This is a genomic window from Pseudomonas sp. DSV-1, from assembly GCF_035830915.1.
GTDB lineage: Bacteria > Pseudomonadota > Gammaproteobacteria > Pseudomonadales > Pseudomonadaceae > Aquipseudomonas.
Window position 1 is genome coordinate 4,809,840 of record NZ_JAYMYG010000001.1, and the last position, 14,514, is coordinate 4,824,353.

Consider the following 14,514-nt stretch of genomic DNA (forward strand, 5'->3'; position numbering starts at 1 on the left):
AGCCTTACTCGGCTGCTTTTTCTGCTTCTGCTGCTGGAGCTGCTGCTTTAGCGCCGAAAGCACCAAAACGAGTCTTGAAGCGATCAACACGACCGCCAATGTCCAGAGTCTTCTGCTTACCGGTGTAGAACGGGTGGCACTCGTTGCATACGTCAGTGCCCAGTGGCTTGCACAGGTTCGAACGAGTTTCGAACTTGTTGCCGCAGCTGCAAGTTACCAGGATTGTTTCGTACGCTGGATGGATATCGGCTTTCATGGGGTATTCCTCGGGCTAGCGTGCCGCCACTCAACACCATTGTTGAATACCGCACGTAAAATTAGGGCGCCGATAATACCAGACCTTTGCATTGACGCAAGCGGCCAAGCATGCTCCATCAAAAATCATTCATCTTTCAGCACCTGGCCTTTTAGTCCCGCAGGGCTTTGTCTGCTAGGCTCCGGGCCATCTTTGCCGTTCATCACTTGAGAGCCCCGCGTGCCCGACGCCATTTTGCGCCTTGCCCTGCCTTCCCCCCTGCGCCGACTGTTTGATTACCGGGCGCCTGCTGGCGTGCTGCGCAGTCAACTCCAGCCGGGCATGCGCCTGCGGGTGCCGTTTGGGCGACGCGAGATGATCGGCATCCTGGTCGAAGTGGTCGATCACAGCGAAGTCCCGGCCGACAAGCTCAAACCGGCGATTGCCCTGCTCGACGCCGTGCCGCCGCTGCCGGCTTCCTTATTTAAGCTGTGCCTGTGGACGTCCCAGTATTACCAGCACAGCCTGGGCGACACCCTGAGCTGGGCGCTGCCGGTTTTGCTGCGCCAGGGCGAACTGGCCGAGACTCGCCAGGAGCGTTTCTGGCAGATAGCCCCCGGCGCCCGGATGGACGATCCGCGCATCGCCCGCGCACCGCGCCAGCGTGAAGCACTGGCCACGCTTGCCCAACACCCCCACGGCGTGGCGCATCAGCTATTGAGCAAGCTGATGCTGAGCAAAGACAGCCTCGACCTGCTGCTGGCCAAAGAACTGGTGACCGTTGAAGTGCGCCGGCACGCACCCAGCGAGCGTCACGAACATTGGCTGGCCCAACCAGAGCTGCCGCTCAACAGCGAGCAACGGGCGGCCTACGAAGCGATTCGCGCAGGTTTTGACCACTTCCATGCCTTCTTGCTGGCCGGAGTGACCGGCAGCGGCAAGACCGAAGTGTATTTGCAGTTGATCCGCGAGACCCTGCAGGCGGGCAAGCAGGCACTGGTGTTGATCCCCGAAATCAACCTTGGTCCGCAAACCCTGGCCCGTTTCGAGCAGCGCTTCAATGCGCGCATCGCCTTGGTGCATTCGGCGGTCAACGACCGTGAGCGCCTTGAAAGCTGGCTGGCGGCACGGGATGGCGAGGCCGACATTATTATTGGCACTCGTTCTGCGCTGTTCACCCCGATGAAAAACCCCGGGCTGATCATCATCGACGAAGAGCATGACGGCTCTTATAAACAGCAGGAAGGTTTGCGCTATCACGCCCGAGACCTGGCGCTGGTTCGAGCTCGGCAGGAAAACATCCCCATCGTGCTGGGCTCCGCGACACCTTCTCTTGAAAGCCTGCACAACGCCTACACCGGTCGTTATGGCCTGCTGCGGTTGAATGAGCGCGCTGGCGGGGCCAAACAACCTCGCTTCCTGCGTCTTGATGTGAAAAGCCGCCCGCTGGACAGCGGGATATCCGGCCCGATGCAACAAGCCATCGGTCAGACTCTCGCTGCCGGCCAACAAGTCCTGGTGTTTCTGAACCGCCGCGGCTTTGCCCCCACACTGTTATGCCATGACTGCGGCTGGATGTCGGAGTGCCAACGCTGCGATGCGCGCATGACCGTTCATCAGCGCTCCGGCGAACTGCGCTGCCACCACTGCGGCTACGTCGAGCGCGTTCCACGCAATTGCCCGCAATGCGGCAAGGTTGATTTACGCCCGGTAGGCGCAGGGACTGAGCGCGCTGAAGAGCGGCTGGGGATTTTGTTCCCCGACTACCCCGTGCTGCGGGTCGATCGCGACAGCACCTCGCGCAAAGACGCGATGAACCAGTTGTTTGCCACCATTCAAAAGGGTCAACCGTGCATTTTGATCGGCACGCAAATGCTCGCAAAAGGCCATCACTTCCCACGGGTGACGCTGGTCTCGATTCTGGATGCCGATGGCGGCCTGTTCTCCGGTGATTTTCGCGCCAGCGAGCGCATGGCCCAACTCATCGTTCAAGTCGCAGGCCGTGCGGGCCGCGCCGAAGAGCCGGGCAAGGTAATCATCCAGACCCATCTGGCCGACCATCCGTTGTTGATCCAGCTCACTGAGCAGGGCTATTTTGCCTTTGCCGAACAGGCTTTGAGCGAGCGTCGGGCTGCGGGGCTGCCACCTTTCGCGCATTTGGCGCTGCTGCGTGCCGAAGCCCATAAACCCGGACAGGCGGAAGGTTTTCTGGATGAGGCCTGCACCGAGGCTGAACGCCTGCTGGCCGAATTGAATCTGGGCGGCATCGAACTGCTCGGCCCGGTGCCCGCACCGATGGAACGCCGCGCGGGGCGCTACCGCGCCCAGTTGTTACTGCAAGCCAACGCCAGGGGGCCGCTGCATCGATTGCTGAGCCAATGGCTGCTGGCCCTTGAACAAATGCCCAGCGGTCGCCAGGTTCGCTGGTCGTTGGATGTGGATCCGGTAGACCTTTATTAAGTCACCTCATGACACCCGCACCCACCGTTTTGCAGTAATAACCGAACACCGCAGATCCATAACCCGCCTGCTATGGTTGGCAAGGCCGACCCGGCAACGGATAATGCCCAGTTTTTCCACCTGCGCACTGAAGCGCTACCGCGCTTGCGGTCGAAAGAGAAGACCATGAAAGACACCATTCGCCAGCTGATTCAACAAGCCCTAGCTCAACTCGTCACAGAAGGTGTGTTGCCTGAAGGCCTGACGCCAGCGATTCAGGTGGAAAACGCCCGTGACAAAACCCACGGCGACTTCGCCAGCAATATCGCCATGATGCTGGCCAAGCCTGCGGGCATGAAGCCCCGTGATCTGGCTGAAAAAATCATCGCCGCACTGCCGGCCGATGAGCAAATCAGCAAGACCGAAATTGCAGGCCCCGGCTTCCTGAACTTCTTCCAGAACACCCAGGCCCTGGCCTCGCGCCTGGACGCAGCCCTGGCCGATCCAAAAATCGGCGTGCGCAAAGCCACTCCAGCCATGCGCACCGTGGTCGATATGTCGGCGCCCAACCTGGCCAAAGAGATGCACGTGGGCCACTTGCGCTCCACCATCATTGGCGACGGCGTGGCCCGCGTGCTGGAGTTCCTGGGCGACGACGTGATTCGTCAAAACCACGTAGGCGACTGGGGCACCCAGTTCGGCATGCTGATGGCCTACCTGGAAGAAAACCCGATCACCAGCGACGAGCTGAGTGACCTGGAGAACTTCTACCGCGCCGCCAAGAAACGTTTTGACGAGTCGCCGGAATTTGCCGATCGCGCCCGTAGCCTGGTGGTCAAACTCCAAGCCGGCGATCCGGACTGCCTGGCGCTGTGGACCAAGTTCAAGGACATCTCGCTGTCGCACTGCCAGAAAATCTACGAGCAGTTGAACGTAAAATTGACCATGGCCGACGTGATGGGCGAAAGCGCCTACAACGACGACCTGATCAACGTGGTTAACGACCTCAAGGCCAAAGGCATGCTGGTCGAGAGCAATGGCGCCCAGTGCGTATTCCTCGACGAGTTCAAAAATGCCGACGGCGAGCCCCTGCCGGTCATCATCGTCAAAGCAGACGGTGGCTATCTGTACGCGACAACCGACCTGGCAGCCATCCGCTATCGCAGCGGCGTATTGAAAGCTGATCGCGCCCTGTACTTCGTCGACCAGCGTCAGGCCCTGCACTTTCAGCAAGTGTTTGCCGTAGCCCGCAAGGCCGGTTTCATCACCCATCCGATGGAAATGGAGCACATGGGCTTCGGCACCATGAACGGCGCTGATGGCCGTCCATTCAAGACCCGTGATGGCGGTACGGTCAAACTGATCGACCTGCTCAACGAAGCCAAAGAGCGCGCTTACACGCTGGTCAAAGAGAAAAACCCGGAGCTGGCGGAAGACGAACTGCGCGCCATCGCCAAAGTTGTCGGGATTGGCGCCGTGAAATACGCGGACCTGTCCAAGCACCGCACCAGTGACTACAGCTTCAACTTCGACCTGATGTTGAACTTTGAAGGCAATACCGCACCTTACCTGCTGTATGCCTACACCCGTGTCGCGGGCGTATTCCGCAAGCTGGGCAAGGGCTTCGAAGAGGTGCAGGGTCAGATCGTGCTTGAAGCTGCGCAAGAGCATGAACTGGCAGCCAAGCTGGCACAGTTCGGTGAAGTGCTGAACAACGTTGCTGAAAAAGGCACCCCGCACACCCTCTGCACCTACCTGTACGAAGTAGCCGGGCTGTTCTCCAGCTTCTACGAGAACTGCCCGATCCTGAGCGCAGAAAACGAAGCGCAAAAACAAAGCCGCTTGCGCCTGGCTGCTCTGGCGGGCCGTACCCTAAAGCAAGGCCTGGAACTGCTGGGTCTGGAAACTCTGGAGCGCATGTAAGTTGGCAGCCAAGAAAAAACCTGCACCCAAGCGCGGCGCCAGTCGGTACCAGGCACCGGCTAAAAAGCCGATTCCGGGCTGGCTATGGATGGCCATCGGCCTGACCGTTGGCGCATTTATCGTGTTTTTGATGAAGCTTGAGCCCGGCCAGGGCGACGACGTCAAACGGGTCAAGCAAGAGCAGGTCAAAGCCACGAAAGCGGCGGAAGCCAACAAGACAGCGCCTAGCCCGACCCAGCCGGCCAAACCCAAGTACGACTTCTACACCCTGCTGCCCGAGTCTGAAGTGATCGTGCCGCCAGAAGCCGTACCCGAGAAGACCCTGCCAACGCCGCAAACCGCGCCGCTGGCACCGGTCACGCCGGCTGAAGCTGCAAAAATCGACACCGCCCGCGCCCAGGCAGCCCTGAGCGGTATTACACCGCCTCCTGCGCCGCCTGTCGTCAAAGCGGCGCCGGTCACCAAGTTCTTCCTGCAAGCGGGCTCGTTCCGCAAACAGGCCGATGCTGAAAAGGTACGGGCGCAAATCATCCTGCTGGGCCAGACCGCTACGGTTGAAGCCGGTACGGTAAAAGACGAAACCTGGTACCGGGTGCTGGTCGGTCCGTTCAGCAACCGCGATCAATTGACCGTGGCCCAAAAGCAATTGGCGGGCGGCGGATTCAACAACTTGCTGCTGCAACAACGACGCTGACAGCAACCGTTCCCACGGGGTTCCACTGCACCCTGTGGGAGCGGGCTTGCTCGCGATGCAGGCGACCCGGAGTGTCAGGGTAATCGCGGTGATGCCATCGCGAGCAAGCCCGCTCCCACACCACCCTCGCAAAATTCTGCCCCCCCGCTCATCCCCATTCCCTCCCCGCTGTTGAAAAATCCGCGACAACCCCCATATGTATTTCCATCAGGCATTTTCGCCCCGCTGCGTGGAGACTCTCCCTTGACCACCATCGTTTCAGTACGCCGCCACGGCAAAGTCGTCATGGCTGGCGACGGCCAGGTTTCTCTTGGCAATACCGTGATGAAAGGCAACGCGAAAAAAGTCCGCCGTCTCTATCACGGCCAGGTAATCGCCGGTTTCGCCGGTGCCACCGCAGATGCATTCACTCTGTTCGAACGTTTTGAAGGCCAACTTGAAAAGCATCAAGGCCATCTGGTTCGCGCCGCTGTCGAGTTGGCCAAAGAATGGCGTACCGACCGCTCGCTGAGCCGCCTGGAAGCCATGTTGGCAGTTGCCAACAAGGACGCATCCCTGATCATCACCGGTAACGGTGACGTGGTTGAGCCCGAAGACGGTTTGATCGCAATGGGTTCGGGCGGTGCATTTGCCCAGGCTGCAGCCCGCGCCCTGCTGATGAAAACCGATCTGTCGGCCCGCGAAATCGCTGAAACAGCACTCGGTATTGCTGGCGACATCTGCGTGTTCACCAACCACAACATCACTATTGAGGAGCAGGACCTCGCTGAATAAGACGCCTGCCGGGCTGGAGTGCCAGCCCGTTTGTGAACCTTACTTTAGCTAGAGGAACGCCAACTACCATGTCCATGACTCCCCGCGAAATCGTCCACGAACTCAATCGCCACATCATCGGCCAGGACGACGCCAAGCGCGCCGTAGCCATCGCGCTGCGTAACCGCTGGCGCCGTATGCAACTGCCCGAAGAACTGCGCGTTGAAGTAACCCCAAAAAACATTCTGATGATCGGCCCTACCGGTGTCGGTAAAACCGAGATCGCCCGTCGTCTGGCCAAATTGGCCAACGCACCGTTCATCAAGGTTGAAGCCACCAAGTTCACCGAAGTTGGCTATGTAGGCCGTGACGTCGAGTCGATCATCCGTGATCTGGCAGACGCTGCAATCAAGCTGCTGCGCGAACAGGAAATCGTGAAGGTTCGCCACCGTGCCGAAGACGCCGCCGAAGAGCGCATCCTCGACGCCCTGCTGCCTCCTGCCCGCACATTCGGCGAAGAAGCCGCCGTACCGCAGGATTCCAACACTCGCCAACTGTTCCGCAAGCGTCTGCGTGAAGGCCAGCTGGACGACAAGGAAATCGAAATCGAAGTCGCCGATGCCGTTGGCGTGGACATCTCCGCGCCGCCTGGCATGGAAGAAATGACCAACCAGCTGCAAAGCCTGTTTGCCAACATGGGCAAAGGCAAGCGCAAGAGCCGCAAGCTGAAAGTCAAAGAAGCACTGAAAATGGTGCGTGACGAAGAAGCCGGTCGCCTGGTTAATGACGAAGAACTCAAGGCCAAGGCCCTGGAAGCAGTCGAGCAGCACGGCATCGTGTTTATCGATGAAATCGACAAAGTTGCCAAACGCGGTAATGTCGGTGGCGCCGATGTGTCCCGCGAAGGCGTGCAGCGCGATCTGCTGCCGCTGATCGAAGGTTGCACCGTCAATACCAAGCTGGGCATGGTCAAAACCGACCACATCCTGTTTATCGCCTCTGGCGCGTTCCACCTGAGCAAACCAAGCGATCTGGTGCCAGAACTGCAAGGTCGCCTACCGATCCGCGTTGAACTCAAGGCCCTGTCGCCACAAGATTTCGAGCGCATCCTCAGCGAGCCACACGCATCCCTGACCGAGCAATACCGCGAACTGCTGAAAACCGAAGGCCTGAACATCGAGTTCCTGCCTGAAGGTATCAAGCGCCTGGCCGAAATTGCCTGGCAAGTGAACGAAAAAACCGAAAACATCGGTGCTCGTCGTCTGCACACACTGCTTGAGCGCTTGCTCGAAGAGGTGTCTTTCAGCGCCGGTGATATTGCCAGCGCACAGAAAGACGAGCCTATTCGCATCGACGCCGACTACGTGAACAGCCACCTGGGCGAACTGGCCGAGAACGAAGACCTCTCGCGCTACATCTTGTAAACCGAACACCTGTAGCCGCTGCTGCAGGCTGCGATAAGGCGAAGGCCTTCAACGATCTACGGATCTTGCGCCAACTGCGTTGGCGATCGCAGCCTGCGCCAGCGGCTACAGTGTTTGTGCAATGACCTAAGGTTATGACCATGATCCCCAGCGCCATCAACCTGCACAAAGCCTCCAAAACCCTCACGCTTAAATACCCGTCCGGCGAGCAATACCACTTGCCTGCCGAATTTTTGCGCGTGCACTCCCCGTCCGCCGAAGTTCAGGGCCACGGCAATCCGATTCTGCAATTCGGCAAAATTAATGTCGGTTTGAGCAAGATCGAGCCAGCAGGCCAGTACGCGCTGAAACTGACCTTCGATGACGGACACGACAGCGGGTTGTTTACCTGGGAGTACCTCTACCAGCTCGGCGTACGCCAACAAGAGCTGTGGGCTGACTATCTGCAAGAGCTGGAAAAAGCCGGCAAGTCCCGCGACCCGTCGGTATCGGTCGTAAAGCTGATGCTTTGATCCCGTTGCACCTATCTCTGTAGCAGCTACGTTACTACGTCAGCTGCTACAGGGTTTAATGTGCCTGCAATCAAGCAGACGTTGTGGGTGTAGTTGCCGCTGCCTCAGCCGTAGGCGTTTTGGGAGCCGCTGCGGGCTTTTTGGCAGCAGGCTTTTTGGCGGCGGGCTTGGCTGTTGCGGCTTTGGCAGGTGCAGGCTTGCTGGCCGCCGCAGGTGCCTTGGCCGCAGGTTTGGCTACCGCTTTGGCAGTGGGCTTGGTGGCGGGCTTGGCAGCCGCTTTTACCGCTGGTTTAGCCGTCGATTTTACAACCGCCGGTTTTGCCGCAGCTTTTACTGCAGGCTTTGCCGGTGCAGGCTTGCTCGCAGCCGGGGCCTTGGTGGCCGTGACTTTGGCAGCGGCCGCAGTCAGCTTCTCTATATGCTTGGTCAGCGTCTCGACCTTGGCATGCAGCGCTTTGACTTCTTCTCGGCTGGGTACACCCAATCGGGTAATGGCACTGTTGAGACGCTTATCGAAAGCCTCTTCGAACTCGCTCCATTTCTCCAGTGCCAAATCTTTAACATCTTCAACCCGAGAACGGGCAGATGACGTTGATGCCTTTACACCCTCGGCTACTTTGTGACCCGCGTCCTTGGCCAGCTTTTCGGCTTTTTCGCCATCCTTGACCAGGGTGTCAAACAGCTTGCTGCCATCGGTATCAATCTTCGAGTACACGCCCAGACCTGCCAACCAGATTTTGCGTGAGTACTCTTCAACCTTGCCAACCCATGAATGACTTTCTTTTGCAGTCGGTTTTTTAGCAGCCATCGTGTTCCCCTTAATGTTAAGTCGCGACGTCAGTGAGCAAGATCGTCGAATCATCAAGATGAACAAAGGTGCTCACCTGCTTCAGGTGTAGACGCTAAACAACCTTGTATCAAGGTGAGCACCACGGTTTAGCGACCCATTAAACGAGCTTGATGTCACCGGGTTGCGCTTCAGACAAGTCAATCTTAAGCAGCGCTTCATCGATATCAGGGAATTCGATTTCTTTCACTGTTCGAAGGGGTTTTAGCAGCGTTCCAGGTATTTGTTCCGAGTCAGCGAACTCTTTTTTCATTAACGCCCCCATCTCGGCTTCAACAGCATGGGCGTTGGCCAGCGCTTCTTGTGCGCCAAACACATACACAAAAAACTGGACCACGCCGGAACCAACCATTACAAAACCCGTTCGTTGCGAACTGGAACTCTGCAATATAAAGCGTTCACCCTCACACCCCGGGACAACTTGATAGCCTCGCGAAGATGAAAAAGACTCTGCAACACGCCTGACCCTGTCTGCCATTACGGCCTCAGTCAGCGTTGTTTTATAAGTAATGGAACACACGTGATAAGTCATGCAGGATTACCTTTGTTGTTTATGTTTAAAACAACACTAGGTAAAAACCCATATAAACTCAAAACAACAAAATCGACCCTGGAATATAAAAAAACCTTCCACATCAACTACAAAAAATATTCGCTTATACGAAGTCAACTATTACAGCGCTTCATTTAGAACATTCTCACAATCATAATTCTGATGCCTGCCTATTCCGGCTCCGCCCACCGCAGATCATCACGACGGGCAGGCGGTTACGATCACGACAGGGCTTTGTCCAGCGACCGTTCGATTTCTGACTGGATCATGCCGCTCATCGCTGACATCAGCAGCCCAAGCTCCACATCGACCTTGACGCTGGTTTCGCTGATTTGCAGGGTGCCGTTCACACCGGAGCGTTTCAACTTTACGGTGTCACCGGCCCAGGTAGGGGTCAGGCCGTACTGGCTGGCCAGTTTCTCGACCAGAGGCTGGGCTTTCTCACGTGCAGCCTCAAGGCCCAGGCTGTGGGTACGTTCAACGCTGATACGCGCCATGGCGTCGCTCCTGTTAAATAAAGCCGCCACTATACATTCACCCTCGCCAAGACAAAGCCGGCCACCGGGATTAGAATGGCCAGCATTCTCTTTTGGTGACAGCGATATGACTGATCAGCGCAAAGGCAGCGATGCCGAACCCACCACTCACTTCGGCTTCAAAAACGTACCGGAAAGCCAAAAGGCCGAGAAAGTCGCCGAGGTTTTCCACTCTGTAGCCGGCAAATATGACCTGATGAACGACGTTCTGTCAGGCGGCATGCACCGTCTGTGGAAGCGCTTTACCATCGAATTGTCCGGCGTTCGCCCTGGCAACAAGGTGCTGGACATCGCCGGTGGCACCGGTGACCTGGCCCGCAAGTTTTCCCACCTGGTAGGTCCGACCGGCCAAGTGGTACTGGCCGACATCAACGCCTCCATGCTCAAGGTCGGCCGCGACCGCCTGCTGGACAAGGGCGTAGCCGGCAATATCGAGTTCGTTCAGGCCGACGCTGAAAAGCTGCCGTTCCCGGACAACTACTTCGATTGCGTGACGATCGCCTTCGGCCTGCGCAACGTGACCCACAAGGAAGACGCCCTGCGCTCCATGCTGCGCGTACTCAAGCCGGGCGGCCGCCTGTTGGTACTGGAGTTCTCCAAGCCGACCAACGCACTGATGTCCAAGGTCTATGACACTTACTCGTTCGCCTTCATGCCGATGGTGGGCAAGCTGATCCTCAACGACCCGGACAGCTATCGCTACCTGGCCGAATCGATCCGCATGCACCCGGATCAGGAAACCCTGAAGTCAATGATGGTCGAGGCCGGTTTTGACCGCGTGACGTATCACAACATGACTTCCGGCATCGTTGCCCTGCATCGCGGCATCAAGCCCTGATGTTGCTGCGCGGCCTTCTCGCCAGCGTCGAACTCGGCGTCAACCGCATAGTGCGGCTGGACAGCACGGCCCTGGCGCGCTTGCGCCCCTTGACCGGCAAGTTGATTGCCGTCGAGTGTGCGAGCCCCTCGCTGCACCTGTTCATTCTGCCCAGCGATGAAGGCCTGCTGCTGGCTACCCAATGGGCGGCCGACCCCGACTGTACCCTGCGCGCTCCCGCCTCCAGCCTGCTGCGCCTTGCCTTGAGCAAGGACAAAAGCACCATCCTGCACAGCCCTGAAGTCGAGCTGGAAGGCGACAGCGCGGTGCTGATGGAACTGGCAGCGGTGCTGCAAGACCTGGAGCTGGATTGGGAGTACGAACTCTCGAACTGGATCGGGCCGGTGGCCACGGCATTGATCGGGAGGCATGTGCGCAGCCGCGCCAACTGGTACCAGCAAGGCTTCGCCAGCCTCAATCAGAACCTGGCCGAATACCTGAGCGAAGAAGCCCGTACCTTGGTCGGCGAACGTGAGGCGCAAGCGCGCTTTGACGAACTCGACCAAATCAAACTCGACCTGGATCGCCTGGAGGCACGCGTTGAGCGCCTCTCCCGATCCCTCAATTCCAGCGATAACGCATGAAGCTGCTTGCCATACGCCGTTTGTTTCGTATCCAGCGCGTCGTCATTCGCTACCGACTGGATGACCTGCTGTTCGCCCTGCCGTTGCCGTGGTGGATGCTGTCCCTGCGCTACGCGCTGCCGTGGCGCTGGTTCCCGCGCAAAAAGCTGGAGCTGAGCCGCGGCGCGGCCCTGCGCCTGGCCCTGCAGGATCTGGGACCGATTTTCATCAAGTTCGGCCAGATCCTTTCTACCCGTCGCGACCTGCTGCCCGCCGACATCGCCGATGAGTTGATGTTGCTGCAAGATCGCGTGCCGCCGTTTGACCCGCAGTTGGCCGTCAAGCTGATCGAAGAGCAACTGGGCGCCAGGATCAGCGAAGTGTTCAGTCGCTTCGACATCCAGCCGTTGGCCTCGGCCTCGGTGGCCCAGGTGCACTCGGCCAAGCTCAAGACCGGCGAAGAAGTGGTGGTCAAGGTTGTGCGCCCGGGCCTCAAGCCGATCATCGGTTCCGACCTCGCCTGGCTGTTCATCCTGGCCCGCACGGCCGAGCGCCTGAGCGCTGATGCCCGCCTGCTGCACCCGGTGGACGTGGTGACGGACTACGAGAAAACCATTTACGACGAACTCGACCTGTTGCGCGAAGCGGCCAACGCCAGCCAGCTCAAGCGCAACTTCGAAGGCTCGCCCCTGATGTACGTCCCGCAGATCTACTGGGACTGGTGCCGCCCGAAAGTGCTGGTGATGGAGCGAATCTACGGGATTCAGGTCACAGACCTCGAAGCACTGGCAGATCAGCGCACCGACATGAAGATGCTGGCCGAGCGCGGGGTTGAAATCTTCTTCACCCAGGTGTTCCGCGACAGCTTTTTCCACGCCGACATGCACCCCGGCAACATTTTTGTCAGCACCGTTAACCCCTGGGCCCCGCAATACATCGCCATCGACTGCGGCATCGTCGGCAGCCTGACCCCCGAGGACCAGGACTATCTGGCGCGTAACCTGTTTGCCTTTTTCAAGCGCGACTACCGCCGTGTGGCGCAGTTGCACATTGATTCTGGCTGGGTACCGGCCCACACCAAACTCAACGAGTTTGAAGCGGCCATCCGCACCGTGTGCGAACCGATATTCGAAAAACCGCTCAAGGAAATATCCTTTGGCCAGGTGCTGATGCGCCTGTTCCAGACGGCTCGGCGCTTCAATATGGAAGTCCAGCCGCAGTTGGTGTTGCTGCAAAAAACCCTGCTCAATATCGAAGGCCTGGGGCGCCAGCTGTACCCCGACCTCGATCTGTGGAGCACCGCCCAGCCGTTCCTCGAGCGCTGGATGCGTGAACGCGTGAGCCCCAAGACCCTGCTGCGCAACCTGCACAGCCAGGTCGAGCAAATCCCGCACCTGGCCGGCATGACCCGCGACCTGCTGGAACGCATGTCGCAACCACACGCCAACAACCCGCCATTGATCGTTCGCGAGTCTCGCGACGGCTGGTTCCTGCGCCTGATCGGTGCCGGGCACTTGGCAGCTGGCGCATTGTTGGCCAGTATCGGTCCGCTGCACACTGCAGGCTATTGGCCTGCCGGCATAATGCTGGCCGTAGGCTTGTATCTGATCGTGCGCCGATAGCCAGCTCCGGGCGAGGCTGGCAAACTGTGAATTCACCAGGCCTCAGCCACAGGGTTGAGGCAGGTTGTCGGAGTCGAACATGAAAGACTGGCTGGACGAGATCAAGTGGGACAACGACGGCCTGGTGCCGGCGATTGCCCAAGACCACAAAACCGGGCGCGTGCTGATGATGGCCTGGATGAACCGCGAGGCCCTGAGCCTGACCGCCGCCGAGAACCGTGCCATTTACTGGTCACGTTCCCGTGGCAAGTTGTGGCGCAAGGGAGAAGAGTCCGGCCACGTGCAAAAGCTGCATGAAATGCGCCTGGACTGTGACGCCGACGTGATCATCCTGATGGTTGAGCAAATCGGTGACATCGCCTGCCATACCGGCCGCCAGAGCTGCTTCTATCGCGTATACGACAATGCCGAGTGGAAGACCGTCGACCCGGTGCTTAAAGATCCCCACGCCATTTATCACGCAGGGCACTCCCATGACTGATACCTTGAGCCGCGTAGCCCAAGTGCTCGAAGCGCGCAAAGGCGCCACCCCCGACAGCTCCTATGTCGCAAGCCTTTACCACAAGGGTCTGAACAAGATTCTTGAAAAAGTCGGCGAAGAGTCGATCGAAACCATCATCGCCGCCAAAGACGCCGCCATCAGTGGTGATTGCAGCGATGTGATCTACGAAACAGCCGATCTCTGGTTCCACAGCATGATCATGCTGGCCCAGCTGGGGCAGCACCCTCAGGCCGTACTGGATGAACTGGAGCGTCGTATCGGAACCTCTGGCCACGTGGAAAAAGCCTCACGGCCGTCCGCCTAAATCACTCTGTTAAGGATCACATCATGGGCATTTTTGACTGGAAACACTGGATCGTCATTCTGGTAGTCGTCGTCCTCGTCTTCGGCACCAAAAAACTGAAAAACCTGGGCACCGATGTCGGCGAATCGATCAAGGGCTTTCGTAAAGCCATGAACGACGACGAAAAACCAGCCGAGCCCGTGGTTCCGCCTGCGCAGCCAACCGCCGCCCCGCAGCCACACACGACTTCGACCCTGAACGAGCCGCACACCATCGACGTGCAGGCGCAAAAAGTCGAAGAGCCGACCCGCAAAGACGTGTGAGCCAAAACTAATGTTCGGTATCAGCTTCAGTGAACTGCTGCTCGTTGGCCTGGTGGCCCTGCTGGTGCTCGGCCCCGAGCGCCTGCCGGGTGCCGCGCGCACCGCGGGCCTGTGGATCGGGCGCTTGAAACGCAGTTTCAATGCGATCAAACAGGAAGTTGAACGTGAAATCGGCGCGGACGAAATTCGTCGGCAGCTGCACAACGAACACATCCTGTCGATGGAAGAAGAAGCCAAGAAAATCCTGGCTCCGCTGCAGGACGCCGTTAAGCCGCCAACGCCGACCGAGCCGACCGAGCCGACCGTCAGCACAGCGCCTGTCGAGCCTGCGAGCCCCGCGCCCGTGAGCCTGAGCAAAACCGCGTCCGACCCTGCGCCTCAACCGGCAGCGCCACACGACCCCACTCTGCCACCGCGAGCCCCTTAAG

17 protein-coding genes are annotated in these 14,514 nt (G+C 58.8%); 13 read left to right on the forward strand and 4 right to left on the reverse strand.

The window, feature by feature from the left end:
* Positions 1–4: 4 nt before the first annotated feature.
* Entirely contained in the window at positions 5–256 is a 252-nt protein-coding gene (gene rpmE / locus VSQ83_RS22290) for a 50S ribosomal protein L31 (protein WP_019825265.1), read from the reverse strand.
* Positions 257–475: 219 nt separating this feature from the next.
* Here rpmE and VSQ83_RS22295 point away from each other — a divergent pair, with 219 nt between their 5' ends.
* From VSQ83_RS22295 to VSQ83_RS22320, 6 genes are all read left to right on the forward strand, one after another.
* The gene (locus VSQ83_RS22295; protein ID WP_133076759.1) at positions 476–2,695 is read left to right on the forward strand and encodes a primosomal protein N'; all 2,220 of its coding nucleotides are present in this window, start codon (positions 476–478) and stop codon (positions 2,693–2,695) included.
* Positions 2,696–2,860: 165 nt separating this feature from the next.
* Positions 2,861–4,597: an arginine--tRNA ligase gene (gene argS, locus VSQ83_RS22300; protein ID WP_326427549.1), complete on the forward strand. Its 1,737-nt coding sequence runs from the start codon at positions 2,861–2,863 to the stop codon at positions 4,595–4,597.
* Position 4,598: 1 nt separating this feature from the next.
* Positions 4,599–5,291: an SPOR domain-containing protein gene (locus VSQ83_RS22305; RefSeq protein ID WP_133076761.1), complete on the forward strand. Its 693-nt coding sequence runs from the start codon at positions 4,599–4,601 to the stop codon at positions 5,289–5,291.
* A gap of 243 nt (positions 5,292–5,534) precedes the next feature.
* The gene (gene hslV, locus VSQ83_RS22310) at positions 5,535–6,065 is read left to right on the forward strand and encodes an ATP-dependent protease subunit HslV (RefSeq protein ID WP_003438754.1); all 531 of its coding nucleotides are present in this window, start codon (positions 5,535–5,537) and stop codon (positions 6,063–6,065) included.
* Positions 6,066–6,133: 68 nt separating this feature from the next.
* Positions 6,134–7,468: an ATP-dependent protease ATPase subunit HslU gene (hslU, locus tag VSQ83_RS22315; protein WP_133076762.1), complete on the forward strand. Its 1,335-nt coding sequence runs from the start codon at positions 6,134–6,136 to the stop codon at positions 7,466–7,468.
* Between the two features lie 140 nt (positions 7,469–7,608).
* A complete protein-coding gene (locus VSQ83_RS22320; RefSeq protein ID WP_219262202.1) occupies positions 7,609–7,980 on the forward strand; it encodes a gamma-butyrobetaine hydroxylase-like domain-containing protein in 372 nt (123 codons plus the stop codon).
* Between the two features lie 70 nt (positions 7,981–8,050).
* Here VSQ83_RS22320 and VSQ83_RS22325 read toward each other — a convergent pair whose 3' ends face one another.
* From VSQ83_RS22325 to VSQ83_RS22335, 3 genes are all read right to left on the reverse strand, one after another.
* Positions 8,051–8,788 carry a phasin family protein gene (locus VSQ83_RS22325; protein ID WP_133076764.1) on the reverse strand — a complete coding sequence of 246 codons (738 nt, stop codon included), beginning with the start codon at positions 8,786–8,788 and terminating at the stop codon, positions 8,051–8,053.
* 139 nt (positions 8,789–8,927) lie between these two features.
* Complete coding sequence (locus tag VSQ83_RS22330; protein ID WP_133076765.1) at positions 8,928–9,359, reverse strand: hypothetical protein; 432 nt, start codon at positions 9,357–9,359, stop codon at positions 8,928–8,930.
* A 242-nt stretch (positions 9,360–9,601) separates the two neighbouring features.
* Entirely contained in the window at positions 9,602–9,877 is a 276-nt protein-coding gene (locus tag VSQ83_RS22335; RefSeq protein ID WP_133076766.1) for a polyhydroxyalkanoic acid system family protein, read from the reverse strand.
* A 106-nt stretch (positions 9,878–9,983) separates the two neighbouring features.
* Here VSQ83_RS22335 and ubiE point away from each other — a divergent pair, with 106 nt between their 5' ends.
* From ubiE to tatB, 7 genes are all read left to right on the forward strand, one after another.
* Entirely contained in the window at positions 9,984–10,754 is a 771-nt protein-coding gene (ubiE, locus tag VSQ83_RS22340; RefSeq protein ID WP_016783172.1) for a bifunctional demethylmenaquinone methyltransferase/2-methoxy-6-polyprenyl-1,4-benzoquinol methylase UbiE, read from the forward strand.
* Positions 10,754–11,377: a ubiquinone biosynthesis accessory factor UbiJ gene (locus VSQ83_RS22345; protein ID WP_326427550.1), complete on the forward strand. Its 624-nt coding sequence runs from the start codon at positions 10,754–10,756 to the stop codon at positions 11,375–11,377. Before ubiE ends, VSQ83_RS22345 begins: the two co-directional genes overlap by 1 nt.
* Positions 11,374–12,978 carry a ubiquinone biosynthesis regulatory protein kinase UbiB gene (ubiB, locus tag VSQ83_RS22350; RefSeq protein WP_133076768.1) on the forward strand — a complete coding sequence of 535 codons (1,605 nt, stop codon included), beginning with the start codon at positions 11,374–11,376 and terminating at the stop codon, positions 12,976–12,978. Before VSQ83_RS22345 ends, ubiB begins: the two co-directional genes overlap by 4 nt.
* 79 nt (positions 12,979–13,057) lie before the next feature.
* Positions 13,058–13,459, forward strand: coding sequence for a phosphoribosyl-AMP cyclohydrolase (hisI, locus tag VSQ83_RS22355; protein WP_133076769.1), 402 nt, complete (start codon positions 13,058–13,060; stop codon positions 13,457–13,459).
* The gene (locus VSQ83_RS22360) at positions 13,452–13,784 is read left to right on the forward strand and encodes a phosphoribosyl-ATP diphosphatase (RefSeq protein WP_016783168.1); all 333 of its coding nucleotides are present in this window, start codon (positions 13,452–13,454) and stop codon (positions 13,782–13,784) included. The genes hisI and VSQ83_RS22360 overlap by 8 nt, the downstream gene beginning before the upstream one ends.
* Before the next feature lie 23 nt (positions 13,785–13,807).
* Entirely contained in the window at positions 13,808–14,086 is a 279-nt protein-coding gene (locus tag VSQ83_RS22365) for a twin-arginine translocase TatA/TatE family subunit (RefSeq protein ID WP_019825245.1), read from the forward strand.
* Positions 14,087–14,096: 10 nt separating this feature from the next.
* Positions 14,097–14,513: a Sec-independent protein translocase protein TatB gene (tatB, locus tag VSQ83_RS22370; RefSeq protein ID WP_326427551.1), complete on the forward strand. Its 417-nt coding sequence runs from the start codon at positions 14,097–14,099 to the stop codon at positions 14,511–14,513.
* Position 14,514: the final 1 nt, after the last annotated feature.